General features: G+C 70.5%; 23 protein-coding genes. 1 reads left to right on the top strand and 22 read right to left on the bottom strand.

The features are described 5' to 3' along the window. Nucleotides 1-2 precede the first annotated feature (2 nt). From BJK06_RS00585 to BJK06_RS00650, 14 genes are all read right to left on the bottom strand, one after another. Nucleotides 3-911 carry a hypothetical protein gene (locus BJK06_RS00585; protein ID WP_070416285.1) on the bottom strand — a complete coding sequence of 303 codons (909 nt, stop codon included), beginning with the start codon at nt 909-911 and terminating at the stop codon, nt 3-5. A 54-nt stretch (nt 912-965) separates the two neighbouring features. Then, a complete protein-coding gene (locus BJK06_RS00590) occupies nt 966-1,523 on the bottom strand; it encodes a hypothetical protein (RefSeq protein WP_139202004.1) in 558 nt (185 codons plus the stop codon). A 108-nt stretch (nt 1,524-1,631) separates the two neighbouring features. After that, on the bottom strand, nt 1,632-2,405 hold the full coding sequence (locus BJK06_RS00595; RefSeq protein ID WP_156794714.1) for a YaaA family protein: 774 nt from the start codon (nt 2,403-2,405) through the stop codon (nt 1,632-1,634). Continuing rightward, on the bottom strand, nt 2,402-2,665 hold the full coding sequence (locus BJK06_RS00600) for a F0F1 ATP synthase subunit epsilon (RefSeq protein WP_022905458.1): 264 nt from the start codon (nt 2,663-2,665) through the stop codon (nt 2,402-2,404). Before BJK06_RS00600 ends, BJK06_RS00595 begins: the two co-directional genes overlap by 4 nt. Before the next feature lies 1 nt (nt 2,666). Further along, nucleotides 2,667-4,121, bottom strand: a complete 1,455-nt coding sequence (gene atpD / locus BJK06_RS00605; RefSeq protein WP_022905457.1) for a F0F1 ATP synthase subunit beta — start codon at nt 4,119-4,121, stop codon at nt 2,667-2,669. A gap of 47 nt (nt 4,122-4,168) precedes the next feature. Beyond that, nucleotides 4,169-5,071 (bottom strand): F0F1 ATP synthase subunit gamma, encoded by a 903-nt coding sequence (locus BJK06_RS00610; RefSeq protein WP_070416288.1) that lies wholly within the window; start codon nt 5,069-5,071, stop codon nt 4,169-4,171. Further along, complete coding sequence (gene atpA / locus BJK06_RS00615; RefSeq protein ID WP_070416289.1) at nt 5,072-6,700, bottom strand: F0F1 ATP synthase subunit alpha; 1,629 nt, start codon at nt 6,698-6,700, stop codon at nt 5,072-5,074. Nucleotides 6,701-6,807: 107 nt separating this feature from the next. Then, the gene (locus BJK06_RS00620; protein ID WP_070416290.1) at nt 6,808-7,602 is read right to left on the bottom strand and encodes a F0F1 ATP synthase subunit delta; all 795 of its coding nucleotides are present in this window, start codon (nt 7,600-7,602) and stop codon (nt 6,808-6,810) included. A gap of 2 nt (nt 7,603-7,604) precedes the next feature. Further along, a complete protein-coding gene (locus BJK06_RS00625; protein WP_070416291.1) occupies nt 7,605-8,168 on the bottom strand; it encodes a F0F1 ATP synthase subunit B in 564 nt (187 codons plus the stop codon). A gap of 9 nt (nt 8,169-8,177) precedes the next feature. Further along, nucleotides 8,178-8,414, bottom strand: coding sequence for an ATP synthase F0 subunit C (atpE, locus tag BJK06_RS00630; protein WP_070416292.1), 237 nt, complete (start codon nt 8,412-8,414; stop codon nt 8,178-8,180). Nucleotides 8,415-8,481: 67 nt separating this feature from the next. Further along, nucleotides 8,482-9,342, bottom strand: coding sequence for a F0F1 ATP synthase subunit A (gene atpB, locus BJK06_RS00635; RefSeq protein WP_374115161.1), 861 nt, complete (start codon nt 9,340-9,342; stop codon nt 8,482-8,484). 104 nt (nt 9,343-9,446) lie between these two features. Beyond that, nucleotides 9,447-9,926, bottom strand: a complete 480-nt coding sequence (locus BJK06_RS00640; protein WP_229085036.1) for a hypothetical protein — start codon at nt 9,924-9,926, stop codon at nt 9,447-9,449. After that, nucleotides 9,923-11,149: an MraY family glycosyltransferase gene (locus BJK06_RS00645; protein WP_070416293.1), complete on the bottom strand. Its 1,227-nt coding sequence runs from the start codon at nt 11,147-11,149 to the stop codon at nt 9,923-9,925. The genes BJK06_RS00640 and BJK06_RS00645 overlap by 4 nt, the downstream gene beginning before the upstream one ends. Beyond that, a complete protein-coding gene (locus BJK06_RS00650; RefSeq protein ID WP_070416294.1) occupies nt 11,146-11,820 on the bottom strand; it encodes an L-threonylcarbamoyladenylate synthase in 675 nt (224 codons plus the stop codon). Before BJK06_RS00650 ends, BJK06_RS00645 begins: the two co-directional genes overlap by 4 nt. A 37-nt stretch (nt 11,821-11,857) precedes the next feature. Between BJK06_RS00650 and BJK06_RS00655 the strand changes: the two genes are divergently transcribed. Further along, on the top strand, nt 11,858-12,505 hold the full coding sequence (locus BJK06_RS00655; RefSeq protein WP_258027671.1) for an HAD family phosphatase: 648 nt from the start codon (nt 11,858-11,860) through the stop codon (nt 12,503-12,505). Nucleotides 12,506-12,538: 33 nt separating this feature from the next. Here BJK06_RS00655 and prmC read toward each other — a convergent pair whose 3' ends face one another. The 8 genes from prmC to BJK06_RS00695 all read right to left on the bottom strand — a co-directional run bounded on the left by prmC (nt 12,539) and on the right by BJK06_RS00695 (nt 22,605). Continuing rightward, the gene (gene prmC, locus BJK06_RS00660; RefSeq protein ID WP_083294952.1) at nt 12,539-13,450 is read right to left on the bottom strand and encodes a peptide chain release factor N(5)-glutamine methyltransferase; all 912 of its coding nucleotides are present in this window, start codon (nt 13,448-13,450) and stop codon (nt 12,539-12,541) included. After that, nucleotides 13,447-14,529 (bottom strand): peptide chain release factor 1, encoded by a 1,083-nt coding sequence (gene prfA / locus BJK06_RS00665; RefSeq protein ID WP_070416296.1) that lies wholly within the window; start codon nt 14,527-14,529, stop codon nt 13,447-13,449. Before prfA ends, prmC begins: the two co-directional genes overlap by 4 nt. 3 nt (nt 14,530-14,532) lie before the next feature. Beyond that, complete coding sequence (rho, locus tag BJK06_RS00670) at nt 14,533-16,758, bottom strand: transcription termination factor Rho (protein ID WP_070416297.1); 2,226 nt, start codon at nt 16,756-16,758, stop codon at nt 14,533-14,535. 161 nt (nt 16,759-16,919) lie between these two features. Continuing rightward, on the bottom strand, nt 16,920-17,879 hold the full coding sequence (gene thrB / locus BJK06_RS00675) for a homoserine kinase (RefSeq protein WP_070416298.1): 960 nt from the start codon (nt 17,877-17,879) through the stop codon (nt 16,920-16,922). A 32-nt stretch (nt 17,880-17,911) separates the two neighbouring features. After that, nucleotides 17,912-18,991, bottom strand: a complete 1,080-nt coding sequence (gene thrC, locus BJK06_RS00680; RefSeq protein WP_070416299.1) for a threonine synthase — start codon at nt 18,989-18,991, stop codon at nt 17,912-17,914. Between the two features lie 44 nt (nt 18,992-19,035). Continuing rightward, the gene (locus tag BJK06_RS00685) at nt 19,036-20,343 is read right to left on the bottom strand and encodes a homoserine dehydrogenase (protein ID WP_070416300.1); all 1,308 of its coding nucleotides are present in this window, start codon (nt 20,341-20,343) and stop codon (nt 19,036-19,038) included. A 44-nt stretch (nt 20,344-20,387) separates the two neighbouring features. Beyond that, nucleotides 20,388-21,791 (bottom strand): diaminopimelate decarboxylase, encoded by a 1,404-nt coding sequence (gene lysA, locus BJK06_RS00690; protein WP_070416301.1) that lies wholly within the window; start codon nt 21,789-21,791, stop codon nt 20,388-20,390. Between the two features lie 58 nt (nt 21,792-21,849). Continuing rightward, nucleotides 21,850-22,605, bottom strand: a complete 756-nt coding sequence (locus tag BJK06_RS00695) for an LmeA family phospholipid-binding protein (protein WP_070416302.1) — start codon at nt 22,603-22,605, stop codon at nt 21,850-21,852. Between the last annotated feature and the right edge of the window lie 124 nt (nt 22,606-22,729).

Genomic DNA, 22,729 nt, shown 5'->3' on the forward strand with positions numbered 1-22,729 from the left:
TTTCAGGATCGCTCTCTGGGGGTTCGGGGCGTGCCGGCGGGTGGGTCGGTCGGCCACGTGGGAAGGGGTGGGAGGTCCCTCGACGACGGTGCGACCCGCAGGTGTGGCGAGAGGACCTCGATCACGTTGCCGTCACCGATCTCGACAACCGTACCCGTCAGCACGACGTTCGACGCACCCGCCGGCATCCGGAACGGCGCCGACCCGGCGGGCCGCACCACGGTCCCGTTGGTGGACCGGAGGTCGTCGACCACGGCGGCTTCGCCCTCGGCGTGCAGCATCACGTGCGACGACGACACCTGGCCGCTCGATGACGGGACGGACACCAGTTCGGGAGCCGGACCGCGCAGGATCCGCGGCAGCGCGGGCCGCCGGCCGACGATGACGGGGTGGTCGAGTCGGATGACGCGGTCGCCGATCCGCACGGACGGCACCCTGGTCGCCGGTGCGGAGACGTCGGACGGGAGGCGCGGCTCGCCCCCGACGCGCGTCCCGCCCTGGGTGGTGGGGTGTGTCCGGGCCCCGACCACGGTGTCGTCGATCGACCCGTCCCCCGGGCGCGGCGCGCGACCGGGCCGCAGCACCGTGTCGTCGAGCGAACCGGTCGCCGGAGCGACCCGCGCACCCGGCACGGGCGGCACCGGACGGATCACCGTGTCGTCGATGTCCTGCGCTTCCGAGACGCCGTGCACCACCGGCGCGGCCGGCAACGGCGGCACCGGGCGGATCACCGTGTCGTCGACCGAGTCGGCGGTCGGAGCGCCCGGGAGTCGGGACGCACCGGGGACTGGCGGGACCGGACGGATCACGGTGTCGCCCAACAGGTCGTCCACCGACGCGTGCACCGGTTCGTTGGACGCGGCGGCGCGGGGTCGACGGACGACCGTGTCGTCGATGTCGTCGTCGCGCACCCGAGCCCTCCAAGCGTGGTCGAGACAACCGTAGACGATCCTGTCCGCCGACCGTCATCCACGGTCCCACGCGGGACCGCTCCCCGCCCGGACCGAGCGCAGCACCAGGCCCGCCAACGGATCGTCCGCCCGGGTGTCGAGGGCGTGCTGCGCCCGCGTCTGTGCCCGCGCGGCGGACCCGAGCGCCCAGGAGCACCACGCCGCCACGGCCAACGCCCCCGCGGCGCCGGCAGCCGAGTCGGCCGACGGGTCCTCCGCACGCCAGTGCCGCCAGGCATCGGCGCACCGGTCGCCGGCGGTCCGGAGTCGCGCCCGGTCCGGCTCGGGACCGAACCCGCACAGCGCCGGCGGTGTCGGGTCGGAGAAGGGGTCGAAGGCGGCCACCGCGCGGGGCTCGATCGGCCCGGGCTCGGCGAGGAACCGGATCACCGCGAGCCGGGTCGCCAGTGCTCCGCAGGCCGTGACGACGGCGATCGACGCACCACGCGACGACGGTGCGTCGCCGGGCGCGACGAGGGCCGCGCAGGCGGCGGGGAGGGTGACGGCGGCCGCGATCTCGCGCGGGTAGCGCACTGCGGCGTCGGGGTGGCTTCGTGTCGTGACGGGGATCATGCACGTCATCGAAACGCACGCCGCGCCTCCTGGACCCGCCGACCGGGGCATCTGTGGAACGCGACCGCCCCGCCCGTCCTGTGGAGGACGAGCGGGGCGGACCCGGGATCAGACCGTCGCGGGCTCGAGGCTCTCCGCGACGAGGTCCCACGAGCCGTCGTGCTCCTCGAGGACGACGCCGTGCGCGCCGGCCCAGTCGACCAGCTCGGCCGTCGTCGTGACCGCCGCGCCCGTCCGGGCGAGGAGCGCGACCAGGCGACCCTTCGCGGTCTTGTTCCAGTGGTTCAACGCCTTGCGCCGACCGGAACCGTCGATGCTCACGACGCGCGGGACGACCGCGCCCGCGACGGGGCCGAGTTGCCGGTACCCCTCGGAACGCAGGTCGAGCACCAGCCCGTCCGCCGTGTGCGCCGCGAGCACCCGGGCGGACGGCTCCGGCCAGTGCGACGCGAGCCGGACGGGGCCGAGCCGAGAGTCGTGGGAGAGCCGGTAGGCCGGGACGAGATCGCCACCGCGGACGGGGCCGAACATCGCGGACTGCACGACCACGTGCTCGAACCACCACGCGCGCGTCGCAGCGTCCGCGTCGAGCGAACCGAGCGGGTCGTAGAGCACACCCGTGTACCGGTCGATCGCCGGCATCGTGCCCGACGTGTCGAGCTCGAGGTTGCGGAACCGCTCCCCGATCGACTTCGGGCCGAGCTTCAGCGCCGTCCGGGCCGAGGACTCCTCGGAACTGACGGAACGGGCCGCGGTGATCACCGCGGCCCGTTCAGCAGCCAGTTCCGGGAACGACAGCGCACGCAGGTCGAGCGTGCGGTCCGTGTCCCCGCCCTCCCGCTTCGTCTCCGAAGGCGGGAGGAGGACGGTCAGTCCGGTCAGGACGCCAGCGCGGCCTGCCGCGCCACGATCGTGACCGTGTCGTGCTCGACCGACAGGAAGCCGTCCTCGGCGTCCGCCGCCACCGTCGAGCCGTCGGCTCGGGTGATGCGGACCTGTCCCTGCGCGAGGGTCGCGAGCAGCGGCTCGTGTCCCGCGAGGATACCGATCTGGCCCTCCGTCGTGCGAGCGACGACCATGGTGGCGTCGCCCGACCAGACCTCGCGGTCGGCCGAGACGACGCTCACGGTGAGTGCCGCCATGTCAGCGGTTCTCCTTCTGGATCTGCGCCCACTTCTCTTCGACGTCGTTGATGCCACCGACGTTGAAGAAGGCCTGCACGGCCACGTGGTCGAACTCGCCGTCGGCGATGGCGCGGAAGGACTCGATGGTGTCCTTCAGCGGGACGGTCGAACCCTCGACGCCCGTGAACTTCTTCGCCATGTACGTGTTCTGCGAGAGGAACTGCTGGATACGACGAGCGCGCTCGACCGTGATCTTGTCCTCTTCGGAGAGCTCGTCGACACCGAGGATGGCGATGATCTCCTGCAGTTCCTTGTTCTTCTGGAGGATCTGCTTGACGCGCGTGGCCGTCTCGTAGTGGTCGGCACCCAGGTAACGGGGGTCCATGATCCGCGAGGTCGACGTCAGCGGGTCGATCGCCGGGTAGAGACCCTGCGAAGCGATCTCACGCGACAGCTCGGTCGTGGCGTCGAGGTGCGCGAACGTGGTCGCCGGCGCCGGGTCGGTGTAGTCGTCAGCCGGCACGTAGATCGCCTGCAGCGAGGTGATCGAGTGACCACGCGTCGAGGTGATGCGCTCCTGGAGCACACCCATCTCGTCGGCGAGGTTGGGCTGGTAGCCCACCGCGGACGGCATGCGACCGAGCAGCGTGGAGACCTCGGAGCCGGCCTGCGTGAAGCGGAAGATGTTGTCGATGAAGAGGAGCACGTCCTGCTTCTGGACATCGCGGAAGTACTCCGCCATCGTCAGCGCCGACAGGGCCACGCGCAGACGCGTTCCCGGCGGCTCGTCCATCTGGCCGAACACGAGGGCGGTCTTGTCGAAGACGCCCGCCTCTTCCATCTCGCCGATGAGGTCGTTGCCCTCACGGGTGCGCTCGCCGACACCGGCGAACACCGACACACCACCGTGGTCCTGCGCGACGCGCTGGATCATCTCCTGGATGAGGACCGTCTTGCCGACGCCCGCACCACCGAAGAGGCCGATCTTGCCACCCTGCACGTACGGGGTGAGGAGGTCGATCGACTTGATGCCGGTCTCGAACATGGAGGTCTTCGACTCGAGCTGGTCGAAGGCCGGGGCCTTGCGGTGGATCGGCCAGCGCTCGGTGATCTCGAGCTTCTCGTCGGTGTTGAGCACGTTGCCCAGCACGTCGAAGACCTTGCCCTTGGTGACGTCGCCGACGGGGACCGAGATCGGAGCGCCCGAGTCACGGACCTCCTGGCCACGGACCAGACCGTCGGTCGGCTTCAGGGAGATGGCGCGGACGAGGTCGTCGCCGAGGTGCTGCGCGACCTCGAGGCCGATCTCCTGCGACGAGTCACCGATGGTGATGGTCGTGAACAGGAGGTTGTACATCTCGGGGATGGCGTCGTGCGGGAACTCGATGTCGACGACGGGGCCCGTGACACGGGCGATCCGGCCGACACCGGGCGCCGACGACGTCTCGACCGCGGTGGTTGCGGTGTCGGTCATGGCTGGTGCCTTCCTGAGGGTGGGTAACTGTCCGCGAACGACGCGGACTACTTCTTCTTCGACGAGAGGGCGTCGGCGCCGCCGACGATCTCGGAGATCTGCTGGGTGATCTCGGCCTGTCGGGCGTTGTTCGCGAGACGCGTGAAGTCGCGGATGAGCGAGTCGGCGTTGTCGCTCGCCGCCTTCATCGCCTTCTGCCGGGCGGCGTGCTCGGAAGCAGCCGACTGCAGCATGGCGTTGAAGATGCGGCTCTCGATGTAGACCGGGAGCAGCGCGTCGAGCACCGCGTCGGCGTCCGGCTCGAACTCGTAGAGCGGGAGCGGCTCGTCGTTCGACGGTGCCTCGACCCCCTCGACGACCTCGAGCGGGAGCAGCCGGACGACCTGCGGCTCCTGCGTGGCGAGGCTCAGGAAGCGGTTGAAGACGATGTGGATCTCGTCCACGCCACCCTCGGCCGTGTCCTGCAGGAACTTCGCCACGACGGCGTCACCGATCGACTTCGCGGTCGAGAACTCCGGCTGGTCGGTGTTGCCGACCCACTGCTGCTCCGACTCGCGCTCACGGAACGCGAAGTACCCGACGGACTTGCGCCCGACCAGGTAGAACACGACGTCCTTGCCCTCGCTGCGGAGCAGGGAGGCGAGCTCCTCGCCCTGCTTGAGGACGTTCGTGCTGAACGCACCGTTCAGGCCGCGGTCCGACGTGAACAGCACGACGGCTGCACGCGTCGACGACTCCGGCTCGGTGGTCAGCACGTGGTCGACGTTCGAGAACGTCGCCACGGCCGACACCGCACGCGTCACGGCCCGCGAGTACGGACCCGACGCGGCCATGCGGGCCTGCGCCTTCTGGATCCGCGACGCCGAGATCAACTCCATCGCGCGAGTGACCTTCTTCGTGGTCTTCGCGGACTTGATTCGCTGTCGGTAGACCCGGACCTGCGCTGCCATCTAGCGACGACCCTTGACGATCTGCTCCTGGTCGACGTCGTCGGCCGAGGCGGCCTCGAACTGCTCGGACCCGAGCGTCTTGCCGTCGCTCGTCTGGAAGCTCTTGGAGAACTCGTCGATCTGCTTGGTCATCTCGGCGACGGTGTCGTCGCTTAGCTGGTTCGTCTCACGGAGCGTCGTCAGGACGTCCGAGTTGCGACGCAGGTGGTCGAGCAACTCCGACTCGAAGCGCAGGACGTCGGCCACGGGGACCTCGTCGAGCTTGCCGTTCGTGCCGGCCCAGATCGAGACGACCTGCTCCTCGACCGGGTACGGCGAGTACTGCGGCTGCTTGAGGAGCTCGGTCAAACGGGCACCGCGCTCCAGCTGACGACGCGACGCCTGGTCGAGGTCGGACGCGAACATCGCGAAGGCCTCGAGCGAGCGGTACTGCGCGAGCTCGAGCTTGAGCGTGCCGGAGACCTTCTTGATCGACTTGACCTGCGCGTCACCACCGACGCGGGACACCGAGATGCCCACGTCGACGGCCGGACGCTGGTTCGCGTTGAACAGGTCCGACTGCAGGAAGATCTGGCCGTCGGTGATGGAGATGACGTTGGTCGGGATGTACGCCGAGACGTCGTTCGCCTTCGTCTCGATGATCGGGAGACCCGTCATCGAACCGGCGCCGAGCTCGTCGGACAGCTTCGCGCAACGCTCCAGCAGGCGGGAGTGCAGGTAGAAGACGTCACCCGGGTAGGCCTCGCGGCCCGGCGGACGACGCAGGAGGAGCGACACCGCACGGTAGGCCTCGGCCTGCTTCGACAGGTCGTCGAAGATGATCAGGACGTGCTTGCCCTGGTACATCCAGTGCTGGCCGATGGCCGAGCCGGTGTACGGGGCGAGGTACTTGAAGCCGGCCGGGTCGGAGGCCGGGGCGGCGACGATGGTGGTGTACTCCATCGCGCCGGCGTCCTCGAGCGCACCCTTGACGGAGGCGATCGTGGAGCCCTTCTGACCGATGGCGACGTAGATGCAGCGGACCTGCTTGTCCTCGTCGCCCGACTCCCAGTTGGCCTTCTGGTTGATGATCGTGTCGATCGCGATGGCCGTCTTGCCGGTCTGGCGGTCGCCGATGATCAGCTGACGCTGACCGCGGCCGACGGGGATCATCGCGTCGATGGCCTTGATGCCGGTCTGGAGCGGCTCGTGCACCGACTTGCGGGACATGACGCCGGGCGCCTGCAGCTCGAGGGCACGACGACCCTCGGCCGGGATCTCGCCGAGACCGTCGATCGGGGCGCCGAGCGGGTCGACGACGCGACCGAGGAAGCCGTCGCCGACGGGAGCCGAGAGGACCTCGCCCGTGCGGGTGACTTCCTGGCCCTCTTCGACACCGGCGAACTCGCCGAGCACGATGGCGCCGATCTCGTCCTCGTCGAGGTTCTGCGCGAGGCCGAGCGTGCCGTCCTCGAAGCGGATGAGCTCGTTCGCCATGACGCCGGGGAGGCCCTCGACGTGCGCGATGCCGTCGCCGGCGTCGATGACGTGCCCGACCTCGGCCGTGGAGGCCTTCGTCGGCTCGTAGTTCGAGACGAAGTCCTTCAGGGCATCACGGATCTCATCGGGGCTGATGGTGATGTCTGCCATGGGATTTTCCTTGTTGGTTTCCGGGGCCCTTCGGCTCCGAGAGGGTGACGCTGCCTGACTCGGCAGTTCCCGTTGTGGACTTGGGAGGAGCGGCTTCGACGGTACGCCTAGCCGGCGAGCTGGAGCCGGAGCTCCGAGAGCCGCGTGGACACGGTGCCGTCGATGACGTCGCCGCCGATCTGCACCCGGACCCCGCCGACGACCGAGGGGTCGACCACGTGGTTGATGCTGATGCCCTTGCCGTGCTGCTCCGCGAGGGCACGGGCGACGCGAGCCGCCTGACCGTCCGTGAGCGGCGTCGCGGTGATGACCGTCGCGACGAGCTTGCCGGCCTGCTCGGCCACGATGCGCGAGGCGTCGCGGACGAGTTCACCGATGCGACGACCACGCGGCTGCTGCACCAGGTGCGACAGGATCACGATGGTCTGCTCCGATGCCTTGCCGCCGAGCAGCCGCTCGACGAGGGCGCTCTTCTCCGACGGGCTGCCGAGCTTGGTGCCCAGCGCCAGCTCGAGGTCGGCGTCCGAACGGACGGCGGTCTCGAAGGAGAACAGTTCGGCTTCGATGGGCGTGCCGGACGCTGCCGTGGCGGCGACGGCGCGGATGCCCGCGTCCTCGATGCCGACGAGCAGGTCCTGGTGCGAGGACCAGCGCGAGCCGGCCACCGCGGTCAGGACCGCACGCGTCGCGGCCGACTGGCCGGCGAAGACGCGGTCGAGGACCACCTTCTTGCCGGCCGGGTCGGCCGTCGGGTCGGACAGCAGACCGAGCAGCTGCGGCGCACCGGCGATCGCACGCCCTGCGGCGAGGATCTCGGCACCGGCGGCGAGGTCGGCCGCACCGCCGAGGTCGGCGAGCACCGCCCTCGTCGACGCCAGTGCTTCCCTGGTGGCGCTGCGCATGCTCAGCGCTCCCCGGCCGACGATGCCGACGAACCCTGCGAGGCTTCGAGGTCAGCGAGGAACCGGTCCACGACCGCGGTCGACTTGGCGTCGTCCTTGAGCGACTCCCCGATCACGCCGGAGGCGAGGTCGAGGGCGAGGGTGCCCACCTCGGTCCGGAGCGACTGGAGCGCGCTCTGACGCTCGGCCTCGATCTGGGCCTGCGCGTTGGCGGTGATGCGTGCTGCATCGGCCTGCGCCTGCTCGCGGAGCTCGTTGCCGATCGCGTTGGCGTCGGAACGGGCCTGCTCACGGATGCGCGATGCCTCGGCACGGGCCTCGGCGAGCTGCTTGTTGTACTCGTCGAGCGCGGCAGCGGCCTGCTCCTGAGCAGCCTCCGCCTTCTTGATGCCACCCTCGATGGCCTCGGTGCGCTCGTCGAGCATCTTCGTGATCCGCGGGATGATGACCCGCCAGAAGACCAGCAGGATGACGACGAACGCCACCGCGGACCACACGATGTCGTACAGCGGCGGTACGAGGGGATTGTGCGTCTCCTCGGCCGCGATGATGAGTGCGTTCTGCATCGAGAGGCCTTAGTTGGTGAAGATGAAGTACGTCGCGATACCGATGAAGGCGAGGGCCTCGGTGAAGGCGATACCGATGTACATGAGGGTCGTCAGGCGGCCCTGGAGCTCCGGCTGGCGAGCGACGGACTCGATCGTCTTGCCGACGACGATGCCCACGCCGATGGCCGGGCCGATCGCCGCGAGGCCGTAGCCCACCGTCGCGATGTTGCCGGAGATTTCCGCGAGAACGGTCGTTGCGTCCACGTGTTTTCCTTTCAGGATGCGGCCCGGCGGATGCCGTGCCGTATTGGGGGTCAGTTCAGGTCGTTGGTCAGTGCTCGTCAGCCAGCGCGAGCTGGATGTACACAGCGGTCAGCAGCATGAAGACGTACGCCTGCAGCAGCGCGACCAGGATCTCGAAGAAACTGAACGCGATGCCGAATGCGAGCGTCCCGACTCCGAACGCCTTGAAACCGAGCGAGGCGTCGAAGAAGAAGAACTGCGTGGCAGCGAAGAAGAGGACGAGCAGCAGGTGGCCGACGACCATGTTCATCAGGAGTCGCAGGGTCAGCGTCACCGGACGGAGCACGAAGGTCGAGACGAGCTCGATCGGCGTCACGATGATGTACAGGTACCACGGGACCCCAGGCGGGAACAGCGAGTTCCGGAGGAAGGTGCCCGGGTGCTTGCGCAGACCCGCGTAGATGAACGCCACGTAGGCGACGATCGCAAGGATCATCGGGTACGCGATACGGCTGGTGCCCTGCAGGTTGAGCCCCGGGATCAGACCCGTGAGGTTCAGGAACAGCACGGAGAAGAAGATCGTGGCCAGCAGCGGGAGGAACCGCTTGCCGTCCTTCTCACCCAGGTTGTCGAAGGTGTTCCGGCGGACGACGTCGAACGCGTACTCGATGAGCGCCTGGCCGCGGCCGGGGACGAGCTTGAGCGAACGGGTCCCGATGATGCCGATCAGCAGCAGGACCGCGACGGCGATGAACCGGATGATGACGAGTCGGTCGATCTCGAAGGGCGTCCCGGCGAAGAAGATCGCATCCGGGAAGAACTCGTTGATCGACGGACCATGGAACTCGGCGGCCTTGCTGCTCCCCGCCGCAACGGTGTTACCCGCAGCGGTGAGGGACAGGGGAAGAGCGTGGGATAGCAGCGCTGTCTCCTGTGTCGGCGCGCGCACGCATGGCACGCGATGGTGGACGTTGTGGAGGCTCGTCCGCTCCGAGCAATGCTCCGGACGCGGACTCCGAGAAGCCTATCAGGTGCGAGAGGCTTCCCGGGCTCTCAGTTGCGGGGCGCGTCCTTCTCAGGAGACGCGGAGTCTCCGGGAAGGCTGACCCCGATCGGGATCCGGGCCTTCGCGACCGCGACCACGTCGATCACGAGCGAGCCGACGACACCGACGATGATCGCGATCGCGAGCACCGGGAAGTCCACCCAGGCTCGGTCGCGCAGCAGGACGAGCACGACGATGAACACGACGAACTTGAGCAGCCACGTGCCCATCACGATCCCGAAGAACGCGCCGGAGATCATCTGCCCCTTGGAGACGCGCAGCGCCACCAGCACGCTCACAGCGGTCAGCCCGAGGAACACCACGCTGAGGACGGCTCCGAGCAGGCCACCGGCGAGCCCGGGACCGCCGGCGACGAGCAGTCCGACGACTCCCCCGACGACGGCGAGTCCGACGGCCAGGAGCGCGCCCCAGGTGATGATGCGGCGGAACACCGGCCGGACGTGGTCGAGCGCGTTCGGTGCGGTCACGAGTTGTCTCCTGGGATCGAGCGGTCGTTGGCGGCCCGGTCGAGCGGGTCGAGGCTGGCGTCCACCACGGCGGTGGACCGGGTGGCGACCTGTGCGGCGAACTCGGCGCGTTTGCGGCCGAGCGGGGCGAAGGTGGCGACGGCGCAGACGATGAAGCCGACGGCGACGAAGACGACCACCCAGTACCAGTCCACGAAGAGGAACAGCAGGCAGCCGATCGCCACGGTGGCCGTCCACGCGTAGAAGATGAGCACGGCGTGGAAGTGCGAGTGCCCCATGTCGAGCAGGCGGTGGTGCAGGTGCTTCCGGTCGGCCGAGAACGGCGACTTGCCCGCGCTGAGCCGACGCGTGACCGCGAGCCCGAAGTCGAGGATCGGCACGATGAGGATCGCGAACGGCAGCAGGATCGGGATGAACGCCGGCAGCAGCGCCTGGCGGGTCTGCACCGCAGCCGGGTCGATGTTGCCCGTGACCGAGACCGCGCTGGTGGCCATCAGGAAGCCCACGAGCAGGGCGCCGGCATCCCCCATGAAGAGCTTCGCGGGGTGCCAGTTGAGGATGAGGAAGCCGAAGCAGGCGCCGACGAGCACGGCGGTGAGCAGTGACGGCAGGTTGAAGAAGAACTCCGTCTGCACGACCACGCGGTTGATGAAGAACGTGTAGAGGAAGAACACGCCGCCGGCGATGATCGCCACCCCGGCGACGAGGCCGTCGAGGCCGTCGATGAAGTTCACCGCGTTCATGACGAGCACCACCGCCAGCACGGTGAAGATCAGGCTCATGTAGGACGACCCGACCCCGAGCGTGTTGCCGATCGGCAGCGACACGATCGCCACGCCCTGCCAGGCGAGGATCCCCGCGGCGATGATCTGCCCGGCGAGCTTCGTCATCCAGTCGAGGTCCCAGATGTCGTCGGCGACGCCGAGGACCACGATGATGGTCGCCCCTCCGAGCACCGCCAGCACACGACCCGGCTCGGAGAACACCAACCGGAAGTAGTCCGTGCCGGCGATCGACGGGAAGAGGAACCACGCCGCGAGCAGCGACACGATGACGCCGATGTACATCGCGATGCCGCCGAGCCGGGGCGTCGGCGTGCGGTGCACGTCCCGCTCACGGACCTTCGGGTACCACTTGTACTTCAGCCCCAGCTTCCAGACGATCCAGCTGACGCAGAAGCTCACCACGGCCGCGATGGCCCCGGCGAGCAGGTAGTACTTCATCCGACGAGGTCGGCTCCGACGACCCTGGTGATCTCCTCGTCCGGGATCACACCGTGGCGGACGATCCGGAGCTTGCCGCCGTCGGAGAGTCCCGTGGCGTCGACGATCGTCGAACCGGTCGACTCCGCGAACCCCTCGTGCGGCTCGAGCGAGCCCCCGTCGAGGTACACCGCGACGCTGTCGCCGAGCATCGCCTCGGCCTGGTCGGCGTCCATCGCGGCCGGGTCCCCCGTCGTGTTCGCCGAGGACACCGCGAGCGGACCGACCTCTTGCAGGAGCTCGAGGGCGATCCGCGAGTCCGGCATCCGGAGCGCCACGGTGCCGCGTGTCTCGCCGAGGTCCCAGTCGAGGGACGGCTGCGCACGGAGGATCACGGTGAGGCCGCCGGGCCAGAACTCGTCGACGAGGTCGCGCACCTGCTGCGGGATGTCGCTCGCGAGCGCGTCCAGGGTCGGCGGTCCGGGGATGAGCACCGGCGGCGGCGACTGCCGGGTGCGTCCCTTCGCGTCGAGCAGTCGCTGGACGGCGGCCGCGCTGAAGGCGTCCGCGGCCACGCCGTAGACGGTGTCGGTGGGGACCACGACGAGCTCTCCGCGCCCGAGAGCGGCACGTGCGAGCCGCATCCCGGTCAGGAGCCCGTCGGAGTCGGTGCAGTCGTATCGGGATGCCATGACTCGACGATGATAGTGCGACACAATGGGTGGCATCGTGAACGAGTCCCCTGCGCCCCGCCTCCTGTTCCTCTTCGACATGGACGAGGTCCTCGTCCGGTACGACTGGCAGGTGCGGATGGCCGCACTCGCCGAGTTCACCGGGCACGAGTTCGCGGAGCTCCGTCGCCGGTGGTGGGACTGCGGCAACGAGCAGCGCGCCGAGGCCGGCGGGTACGCCGACGGCGACGAGTACCTGGCCGCCTTCGCCGAGGCCATGGGCTGCGACGTCCCCGAGACCGACTGGGCGCGGATCCGCGGTGCCGCGATGACCGAGCTGCCCGACCGGATCGAGGCGGTGCGCGTCGCGAGCGAGCACGGCCGCGTCGGCCTCCTGACGAACAACGGACCGCTGGCCGGCCGGTGGATCCACCGCTGGGCGCCGTCCCTCGCGCCCGTCTTCGGCGAGCACCTCGACACCACGAGCAACTTCGGGGCGCGCAAGCCCGAGCCGGAGGTCTACCGGCGCGCGCTCGAGCACCACGGTGTCCCGGCCGAGCGCACGTTCTTCGCGGACGACATGCCGATCAACGTCGAGGGCGCGCAGAGCGTCGGCATCCACGCGGTGCTCGTCGAAGAGCACACCGACCTGCGCGAAGCCGTCCTCGCCTTCGTCGCGGAACAGCACGAGACGGCAGCTGTCTAGAGACAGGGTCCAGGAGGCGCGGCTCGACCCCGCCTAGCGCGTCGCCGTGGTCGTGCGGTCGCGTCCCGTCAGGTCGACGTGCGTCTCCGGGGAACGGAACCCCCGGCGCGCCAGGACCTCGCGCACGCCGGCGCCCTGCGGCTCGGCGTGCTCGATGACGAGGACTCCCCCGGGGACGAGCAGGCGCCACGCGGTGTCGGCGAGGGCACGCACCGCATCGAGTCCGTCCGGACCGCCGTAGAGCGCCACGGCCGGGTCGTGGTCGCGGACCTCGGGGTCGATCGGAACCGCGTCGTCGGGCACGTACGGCGGGTTCGACACGACGACCGACACCGTGCCGTCGAGCTCGGGCAGTGCGTCGGCGAGGTCGCCCTCGACGAGGCGGACCGTCCCGCCGTACGCGTCGATGTTGCGCCGCGTCCACGGGAGCGCCTCGGGCGAGCGTTCGACCGCGTACACGACCGCGTTCGGCACCTCGGTGTCCATGGCGATGGCGATCGCGCCGCTGCCGGACCCGAGGTCGACGGCGACCGGCGACGGCACGGGCACCGCGCGGAGTGCGTCGATGCCGAACTGCACGACGCCCTCGGTCTCCGGCCGCGGGACGAACACGCCGGGTCCGACGGCCAGGGTCAGCGCGCGGAAGTACGCCTCGCCGGTGATGTGCTGGAGCGGCTCGCGGGTGGCGCGTCGGGCGACGGCGTGCCGGAAGCGCTCGACGTGCTCGGCGGCGATCGCGCCGCCGGTCATCGCCCGGGCCTGCACGGCGCCGCGCGAGGTGTCGGTCGCCCAGGCGAGCAACAGTTCCGCGTCCACCTGTGGGGTCGGGACGCCGGCCGCGTCGAACGCCGCGGCCGCCTCGCGCAGGAGGCGGTCCGCGGCGAACGCGACGGGCGTGTCGGAGGCGGGTCGCGCCTCCGGGCCGTCCGAGGGGACGTCGCTCACGCGTCCTGGTCGCCGATGGCGGCCAGTCGCGCCTCTTCGTCCGCCTGGATGGCGGACTGGATGACGGGCTCGAGCGCACCGTTCATGACGCGGTCCAGGTCGTACGCCTTGTACCCGGTGCGGTGGTCCGCGATGCGGTTCTCCGGGAAGTTGTACGTGCGGATGCGCTCCGAACGGTCCATGCCGCGGATCTGCGACTTGCGCGCGTCCGAGGCGATGGCGTCGAGCTCCTCCTGCTGGCGCGCGAGGATGCGGGCACGCAAGACGCGCATACCGGCCTCGCGGTTCTGCAGCTGCGACTTCTCGTTCTGCATCGCGACCGTGATGCCCGTGGGCAGGTGGGTGATGCGGACCGCGGAGTCGGTCGTGTTGACAGACTGTCCCCCGGGGCCGGAGGACCGGTAGACGTCGATCTTGAGGTCGTTCTGGTTGATCTGGACCTCTTCGGGCTCGTCGACCTCGGGGAAGACGAGGACACCGGTCGTCGAGGTGTGGATGCGCCCCTGCGACTCGGTCGCCGGCACGCGCTGCACGCGGTGCACGCCGCCCTCGTACTTGAGGTGCGCCCAGACGCCCTGCGACGGGTCGGTCGCGTTCGACTTGATCGCGACCTGGACGTCCTTGTAGCCACCGAGGTCGGACTCGGTGCGCTCGAGCATCTCGATCTTCCAGCCCTTGGACTCGGCGTAGTGCGAGTACATGCGCAGGAGGTCGGCCGCGAAGAGCGCCGATTCCTCGCCGCCCTCGCCGCCCTTGATCTCCATGATCACGTCGCGCCCGTCGTCGGGGTCGCGCGGGATGAGCAGCCGGCGGAGACGCTCCTGGCGCTCCGACAGCTGCTCCTCGAGCGCCGGGACCTCGTCCGCGAACGCCTCGTCCTCACGCGCGAGCTCCTGGGCGGCGGCGAGGTCGTCCCCCGCCGCCTTCCAGGACTCGTACGCGGACTTGATCTGGTTGAGCTCGGCGTACCGCCGGTTCACCTTCTTCGCCCGGGCCGCATCGGCGTGGAGCGCGGGGTCCGACAGCTGCTGCGTCAGGTCCTCGTGTTCCGCCAGCAGCCCTGCCACCGACTCGAACACGCGTTACTCCTGGTGACCGTTGTGGTGCCCACCGGTCGTGGGGACCGACTTCTGCACCTGGACCAGGAACTCGACGTTCGACTGCGTCTCCTTGAGGTTCCGCAGCACGATCTCGAGGGCCTGCTGCGGGTCGAGCCCGGCGAGGGCACGGCGCAGGCGCCACGTGATCTTGACCTCGTCGGCGGAGAGCAGCTGCTCCTCGCGACGGGTGCCGGACGCGTTGACGTCGACGGCCGGGAAGATCCGCTTGTCCGCCAGGTGACGGTTGAGGCGGAGCTCCATGTTGCCGGTGCCCTTGAACTCCTCGAAGATCACCTCGTCCATCTTCGACCCGGTCTCGACGAGCGCCGTCGCGAGGATGGTCAGCGAACCGCCGTCCTCGATGTTGCGCGCGGCGCCGAAGAAGCGCTTCGGCGGGTAGAGGGCCGACGAGTCGACGCCACCGGAGAGCACGCGACCGGAGGCCGGCGTCGCCAGGTTGTAGGCGCGGCCCAGACGGGTGATCGAGTCGAGGAGCAGGACCACGTCGTGACCCAGCTCGACGAGGCGCTTCGCACGCTCGATGGCGAGCTCGGCGACCGTGGTGTGGTCTTCTGCCGGACGGTCGAAGGTCGAGGCGATGACCTCGCCCTTCACCGTGCGCTGCATGTCGGTGACCTCTTCGGGCCGCTCGTCCACGAGGACGACCATGAGGTGCGCCTCGGGGTTGTTCTTGGCGATCGCGTTGGCGATGGCCTGCAGCACGACCGTCTTGCCGGCCTTCGGCGGGGAGACGATCAGGCCGCGCTGGCCCTTGCCGATCGGCGACACGAGGTCGATGATCCGCGTGCTGAGCTTCGAGGGCTCGGTCTCGAGGCGGAGACGCTCGTTCGGGTACAGCGGGGTGAGGTCCTGGAAGTCGACGCGCGCGGCGGCCTCTTCGGCCGTCTGCCCGTTGACCGAGTCGACCTTCACGAGCGCGTTGTACTTCTGGCGGCTGTGCTGTTCGTTGTCGCGCGGCTGCTTGATCGCACCGACGACCGCGTCGCCCTTGCGCAGGTGGTACTTCTTCACCTGGCCGAGGGAGACGTAGACGTCGTTCGGGCCCGGCAGGTACCCGGTCGTGCGCACGAAGGCGTAGTTGTCGAGGACGTCGAGGATGCCCGCGATCGGGATGAGGACGTCGTCCTCGGTGATCTCCGGCTCGAACTCGTCGTTCTGCCCGCCGCGGCCGCGCTTGCGGTCACGCTGGCGACGGCTGCGGCCGCCCTCGGTCTCGTCGGCGTTCTGCTGGGCCTGCTGCTGCTTCTGCTGACCCTGCTGGCCCTGCTGCTTCTGCTGGCCGTTCTGCTGCTGGCCGTTCTGCTTTTGCTCGTTCTTGTCGTCCTGCTGGGCGTTCTTCTGCTCGCCCTGCTGGCCCTGGCCGTTCTGGCCGTTCTGGCCGTTCTTCTGGGCCGCGTCGGTCTTCGGGGCGTTGTCGCGACCGTTCTGGTCGCCGCCCTGCTCGCCGTTCTCGGCGTTCTGGCCACGGCCACGACCGCGACCACGGCTGCGACGACCGCGGCGCGAGCCACCTTCGCCCTGCTGGTCGCTCTGGTCGCCCGACTCGGTGCCGTGCGCGGACTGCTCCTGCTGGTCGCCCGCGGCGTCCGGCTGGGTCGGCTGCTCGGCCTGGTCCGGCGTCTGCTCGGTGCGCTCGGTGCGCTCTGCCTGCTGGCCGTTCTGCTGGTCGCGCTGCCCGCGGCCACGACGCTGGCCGCCGGTCTGCGCGGCTTCCTGGGCGTCCTTCTCGGCGCGGACCTGGTCGAGCCCGGCGAGGAGGTCCTCGGTGCCGGTCTGACCGTGGTTGGTGTGCTCGGCGGCCGAGGTCGGCGCGGCGCTCACGGTGCCGCCGGAGGAGGCACGGCGCGAACGGCGGGCCCGCGAGGACGCCGGCTGCTCGGCCGGGGCCTCGGTCGCTGCCGGTGCGTCGGCGACGGCCTCAGCGGCGGGTGCAGCGGGTGCCTCGGTCGGCTCCGGCAGCGTCGGCTGCTCGGCCACGGGGGCCTCGACCGCGGGTGCGGCCGGCTCGGCGGGAGCGTCGTCCGTCACGGGACGCTTGTCCTCGATCGAGGCGATGAGGTCACCCTTGCGGAGCTTCGAGAGCCCCGTGATGCCGAGGGAGGAGGCGATGCGCTGGAGTTCCGGGAGCCGGAGGGCGCGCAGATCGCTGGGGATCTCCACCTGGGTGGAGTCGTTGACGTTCGTCAAGGTCGGTGTTTCCTTTCGAACCGCAGAACGCGGAGAGTTTCCACCGTCCCGGATGCACGGGTATGCATCAACCGCCGTTCAGACGACGGACCGGGATTCGGTGATCAGAAAGAGATTGCCCCCGCGCACCGGACCCAGCATGGCGAGGAAGTTCCTGCTGCCTACGCGGGTTCGGCTTGGAGCGCCGAGTGCGGCACCACTGTAGCACCACCGAGGTCGACGGCCAGCATGAGCGCCCGCCAGTCGGATTCCCCGTGTCGCGACACGAGGTCGGCCGCGGTGAGTCGCTGCGCGGGGTCGCTGCCGAGGACCAGGAGGCTCGGGCCGGCTCCGGAGACGACCGCCGCCAGGCCGTGCTGCCGCAGCAGGCCGATGAGGGCGTCGGTCTCCGGCATGGCGCTGGCACGGTAGGCCTGGTGCAACCGGTCCTCGGTCGCCGCCAGGAGCAGCTCGGGGCTCTGGATGAGCGCGGCGACGAGCAGGGCGGAGCGGGACACGTTGAACGCGGCGTCCTCGTGCGGGACGCTCGCCGGCTGCAGGGAGCGCGCGAGCTTCGTCGAGAGCGTCAAGGTCGGGACGAAGACCACCGGCGAGACACCGCGGTGGACGAGCAGGCGCTTGTACGCCGGGCCCTCCGCGGTCATCCACGCGATGGTCAGCCCGCCGAACAGCGCCGGCGCGACGTTGTCGGGGTGCCCCTCCATCTCGGTCGCGAGCGTGAGCAGGGTCGAGGCGTCGAGGTCGACGACGCCTTCGAGCAACCCGCGCGCGGCCATCAGCCCGGCGACGATCGCGGCCGCCGAGGACCCCATGCCGCGGCCGTGCGGGATGGCGTTCACCGCGTGCAGCTCGAGGCCGGGCTGCTGTGCGACGCCGGCGTGCTCGAGCCCGCGGCGCACGGCGCGGACGACGAGGTTCGTGTCGTCGGTGGCGACCTCACCCGCGCCGACACCGTCGACCGTGACGGTCGCGCCGGGCTCGGGCCGGACCCGGACGACGACCTCGTCGTAGAGCGACAGGGCGAGGCCGAGGGAGTCGAACCCCGGTCCGAGGTTCGCGGAGGTCGCCGGGACCCGTACGCGGACCGCCCGTCCGGCCGGTACAGCGATCTGGGCGGTCATGCCCTCCCCCGGTCCGGACGAGCGGTCGGGGCTCACTCGGCGCCGACCAGTCCGAGCACGTCGGCGACCGACTTGGTGTCGACCGGGACGCTCGTCGGGGTGACCTCGCCGCCGTCCTGCGTGCGGAGGGCCCACTGCGGGTCCTTGAGGCCGTGGCCGGTCACCGTGATGACGACCTTCGCGCCCTTCGGCACGACGCCGGCGTCGGCACGCTCGAGGAGCCCGGCGACGCCGATGGCCGAGGCGGGCTCGACGAAGACGCCGACCTCGGCGGAGAGGATGCGGTGCGCGGCGAGGATCGCCTCGTCGGTGATGGCACCGAAGTAGCCGTCGGTCTCGTCACGGGCCTCGAGCGCGAACTCCCACGAGGCCGGGTTGCCGATGCGGATCGCGGACGCGATGGTGTCCGGGTTGCGGACGACCTCACCGCGGACGATCGGGGCCGAGCCCGCGGCCTGGAAGCCGAACATGCGCGGGAGCCTGGACGATCGACCGGCGGCCACGTCCTCGCGGTAGCCGCGGGAGTACGCCGTGTAGTTGCCCGCGTTGCCGACCGGCAGGAAGTGGAAGTCGGGCGCGTCACCGAGGACGTCGACGACCTCGAACGCGGCGGTCTTCTGCCCCTCGATGCGGTCGTTGTTGACCGAGTTCACCAGGTGCACCGGGTAGTTCGCGGCGAGGTCGCGCGCGATGTCGAGGCAGTCGTCGAAGTTGCCCTGCACCTGCAGCAGCTGGGCGTCGTGGGCGACGGCCTGGCTGAGCTTGCCCATGGCGATCTTGCCCTCGGGCACGAGCACCGCGGCGGTGATGCCGGCGTGCGTGGCGTACGCGGCGGCGGAGGCGCTCGTGTTGCCGGTCGAGGCGCAGATGACGGCCTTCGCACCGTGCTCGACGGCCTTCGAGATCGCCATGGTCATGCCGCGGTCCTTGAACGACCCGGTCGGGTTCATGCCCTCGAACTTGACGTAGACCTCGGCCCCCGTGCGCTCGGACAGGCGGCGCGCCGGGATGAGCGGGGTCCCGCCCTCACCGAGCGTGACGACGGGCGTCGCCTCGGTGACGTCGAGACGGTCGGCGTACTCGCGCAGGACACCCTGCCACTGGTGGGCCATGAGGCTCCCCTTCTTGTCGGTTCTGGAGTTCGGTCGGGCGCGGCTCAGGCGCCGACGACGCGGAGGACGCTCGTGACCTCGGCGACGACGTCCTCGTTGCGGAGGGCGACCACGGTCGCGGCGAGGTCGGACTCGCGCGCCAGGTGCGTGCCGATGACGAGGGTCGCGGTCGCGTTGGACCCGGTGGCGACGGTCTGCTCGACGGTCTCGACGCTGACGCCGTGCTTCGCGAGGACGCCGGCGACGGTCGACAGGACACCCGGGGCGTCCGTGACGTGCAGCGTGATCTGGTAGCGCGTGCGGACGGTGCCGATCGGGAACACCGGCAGCGCGGACTGGGTCGACTCGGCGATGCCGGGGCCACCGATGACGTGTCGGCGCGCGGCGGACACCAGGTCGCCCAGGACGGCCGAGGCGGTCTCGACCCCGCCGGCACCGGCGCCGTAGAACATCAGGTCGCCGGCGGCCTCGGCCTCGACGAACACGGCGTTCTTCGCCCCGTGCACGCTCGCGAGCGGGTGCGACTCCGGCACCAGGGCCGGGTACACGCGGGCGCTGACGCCCTCGGTGCCCTGCTCGTCGGTCAGGCGCTCGGCCGTCGCGAGGATCTTCACGACGTACCCGGCCTTGCGCGCGGCCCGGACCTGCTCGATCGTCACCGAGGTGATGCCCTCGCGGTGGACGGCGGCGAGCGGCACCGAGGTGTGGAACGCGAGCGACGCCAGGATCGCGGCCTTCTGCGCGGCGTCGTAGCCCTCGATGTCGGCGGTCGGGTCGGCCTCGGCGTACCCGAGCTCGGTGGCGGTCGCGAGGGCGTCCTCGAACGTCGAGCCCTCGCGGTCCATCAGGTCGAGGATGAAGTTGGTCGTGCCGTTGACGATGCCCATGATGCGCTCGATGCGGTCACCGGCGAGGGAGTCGTGCAGCGGTCGGATGATCGGGATCGCGCCGGCGACGGCGGCCTCGTAGTAGAGCTGTGCGCCCACCTGCTCGGCGACCGCGAAGAGCTCCGGGCCGTGGGTCGCCAGGAGGGCCTTGTTGCCGGTGACGACGTCGGCGCCGGACTGCAGCGCCTGGAGCACGAGCGTCCGTGCCGGCTCGATGCCGCCGATCAGCTCGACGACGATGTCCGCGCCGAGGATGAGCGACGCCGCGTCCGTCGTGAAGAGCTCCTTCGGCAGCTCGACGTCGCGCGGGGCGTCGAGGTCGCGCACCGCGATCCCGACGAGCTCGAGGCCGGCCCCGGCTCGAGAGGCGAGCTCGTCGCCGTGTTCGAGGAGCAGGCGCGCCACCTGGGAACCGACCGAGCCGGCTCCGAGCAGCGCGACGCGGACGTTGCGGTATTCGATCATCTGGTGCGGGTCCTGTTCGTGGGGAGTCGGGTCGTCCGAGGGGCTCAGGCCCCCGGGACCACCCCGGTGTCGCGGGCGAGGAGGTCGTCGATCGACTCGCCACGCACGAGGATACGGGGTACGCCGTCGGCGACCGCCACGACCGGCGGGCGTCCGACGTGGTTGTAGTTGCTCGCCAGGCTCCAGCAGTACGCGCCGGTGGCGGCCACGGCGAGGAGGTCCCCGCGGTGCACGTCACCGGGCAGGTACTCGTCGTTCACGACGATGTCGCCGGACTCGCAGTGCTTCCCGACCACGCGGGTGAGGACCGCTGGGGCGTCGGACGTCCGGGCGAGCCGAGCCGTGTAGTCGGCGCCGTAGAGCGCGGGCCGGGCGTTGTCGCTCATGCCGCCGTCGACCGACACGTACGTCCGGGTGGCGGCCTCCTGCTCGTCGTCCGAGAGCGTCACGGGCTTGATGGTGCCGACGCGGTAGAGCGTGATCCCCGCGGGCCCGACGATGTACCGGCCGGGCTCGACCGCGATCTCGGGGACCGGGATGTCCCGCTCGGCGCAGGCCTCGGCCACGATGGTCGCGAGCGCGTCGGCGACGTCCTCCGGCTCGAACGCCGAGTCGGCCTCGGTGTAGTCGATGCCCCAGCCGCCGCCGAGGTTGAGCTCCGGCACCGGGCCGGTCGCCACGAGCGAGGCGTGCACGTCCATCAGGCGCCGCGCGGCCTCGCGGAAGCCGGATTCGTCGAAGATCTGCGAGCCGATGTGCGAGTGCAGGCCGACGAAGGCGAGCGACGGCTCGGCGCGGACGGCCTCGGCAGCGGTGACGGCCTCGGTCAGGGGGATGCCGAACTTCTGGTCCTCGCGCGCGGTCGCCAGGTACTCGTGCGTCGACGCGTGCACCCCGCTGTTGATCCGGATGCGCACGCGCTGCACGACCCCGGCATCGGCCGCGGCACGGGCGACGCGCTGCACTTCCTCGTGGCTGTCGAGGACGATGGTGCCGACGCCGACCTCGACCGCGCGGGCGATCTCGGCGTCCGACTTGTCGTTGCCGTGGAAGCCGAGGAGCGCCGGGTCGACTCCCCCGGCCAGGGCCACCGCGAGCTCGCCGCCGGTGCACACGTCGACGCGGAGGTCGGCCTCGACCATCCACGCCGCGACCTGCGTCGTCAGGAACGCCTTGCCGGCGTAGTAGACGTGCGCCCGGGTGCCGATCCGCTCGAACGCCTCGGTGAAGGCGTTCCGCACCCGCACCGCACGGGACTGCACGTCGCGTTCGTCGACCACGTACAGCGGCGTGCCGAACTGCGCGACCAGGTCGGAGGCGGCGATCCCGCCGACGACGAGCTCGCCGTCGTCGGTCCGGGTCGCGGAGGCGGGCCAGATCCGCGCGGTCAGCGCGGAGGCGTCCGTCGGGAACCGCAGGTGCTGCGGGGCAAGGGGGTTCTCGCTCACGGGACCCGATCCTACCGAGCCGAGCCGCGCCTCCTGGCCGTGTGACGCAGCCACGTGCTCAACCGCACGAACCGACCGTCTGCAGCCCCGCCTCGTTGAGCGGCAGCGAGTCGGCCGTGACGCGCACCGTCGCCTCGGAGGCTGTGACGTCGAGCGACCGCACCAGGAGCCCCGACGGCAGGAACTGCGCCGTGCAGACCTCGACGGGGACGTTCGTGACGCCCGGGATCGAGTCCACCTTGAGGCCGAGCGACGAGTTCGTGATCCGCACCGTCTTCGGCGTGATCGTGATGCCCTTGCCGTCGTCCTGCGCGGCGACGTCGCCCTTCGCCGCGTAGGTGATGTCGTAGCCGAGGACCGCGGTCTTGCCGGAGAGCTCCACGCCGCCGTCGACCAGGCTGAGCCGGTCGAACAGCGGGCTGTACTTCGACAGGTCCTTCACGGACGCGGCCGCGAGCCGGACGTGGCCGTCGACGTCGCGCACGTCGCCCTTGCCGTCGACGGGCACGTCTCGCGCGGTGACGTCGGCGGCGAGGGGGATGCCGTCGATCGTGAGCTTCTCGGAGGAGATCTCGACCTCGTCGAGCTGCCCGCTGATCAGCTGCGGGATGACGATGCCCTTCGCGTGCGCCTCGACCTCGCCGGTGGCGCCGGACGGCAGCGACTGCTCGACCTGCTGGGCGATGATGCGGTCGACGACCCCGCGGAGGACGAACTCGGCGATCACGACGAGCGCGGCGAGGACGACCACGACGACGATCAGCACGACGGGCCAGCGACGGCGCTTCCGGGGGGTCACGGTGGCGGCGGACATGCGTCCCACCTTGCCAGGTGGCCCCGGCAGCGAGCCTGGAGGCGCGGCGTGCGCCCGGCGCGCCGGCCCCGGCGTCCGCGCGGTCGCGGTCGCGCCGGCCGCGTGCGCCCAGCGCCCGCCGCAC

Origin of the sequence: Curtobacterium sp. BH-2-1-1 (assembly GCF_001806325.1) — a bacterium.
Taxonomy (GTDB): Bacteria; Actinomycetota; Actinomycetes; order Actinomycetales; family Microbacteriaceae; genus Curtobacterium.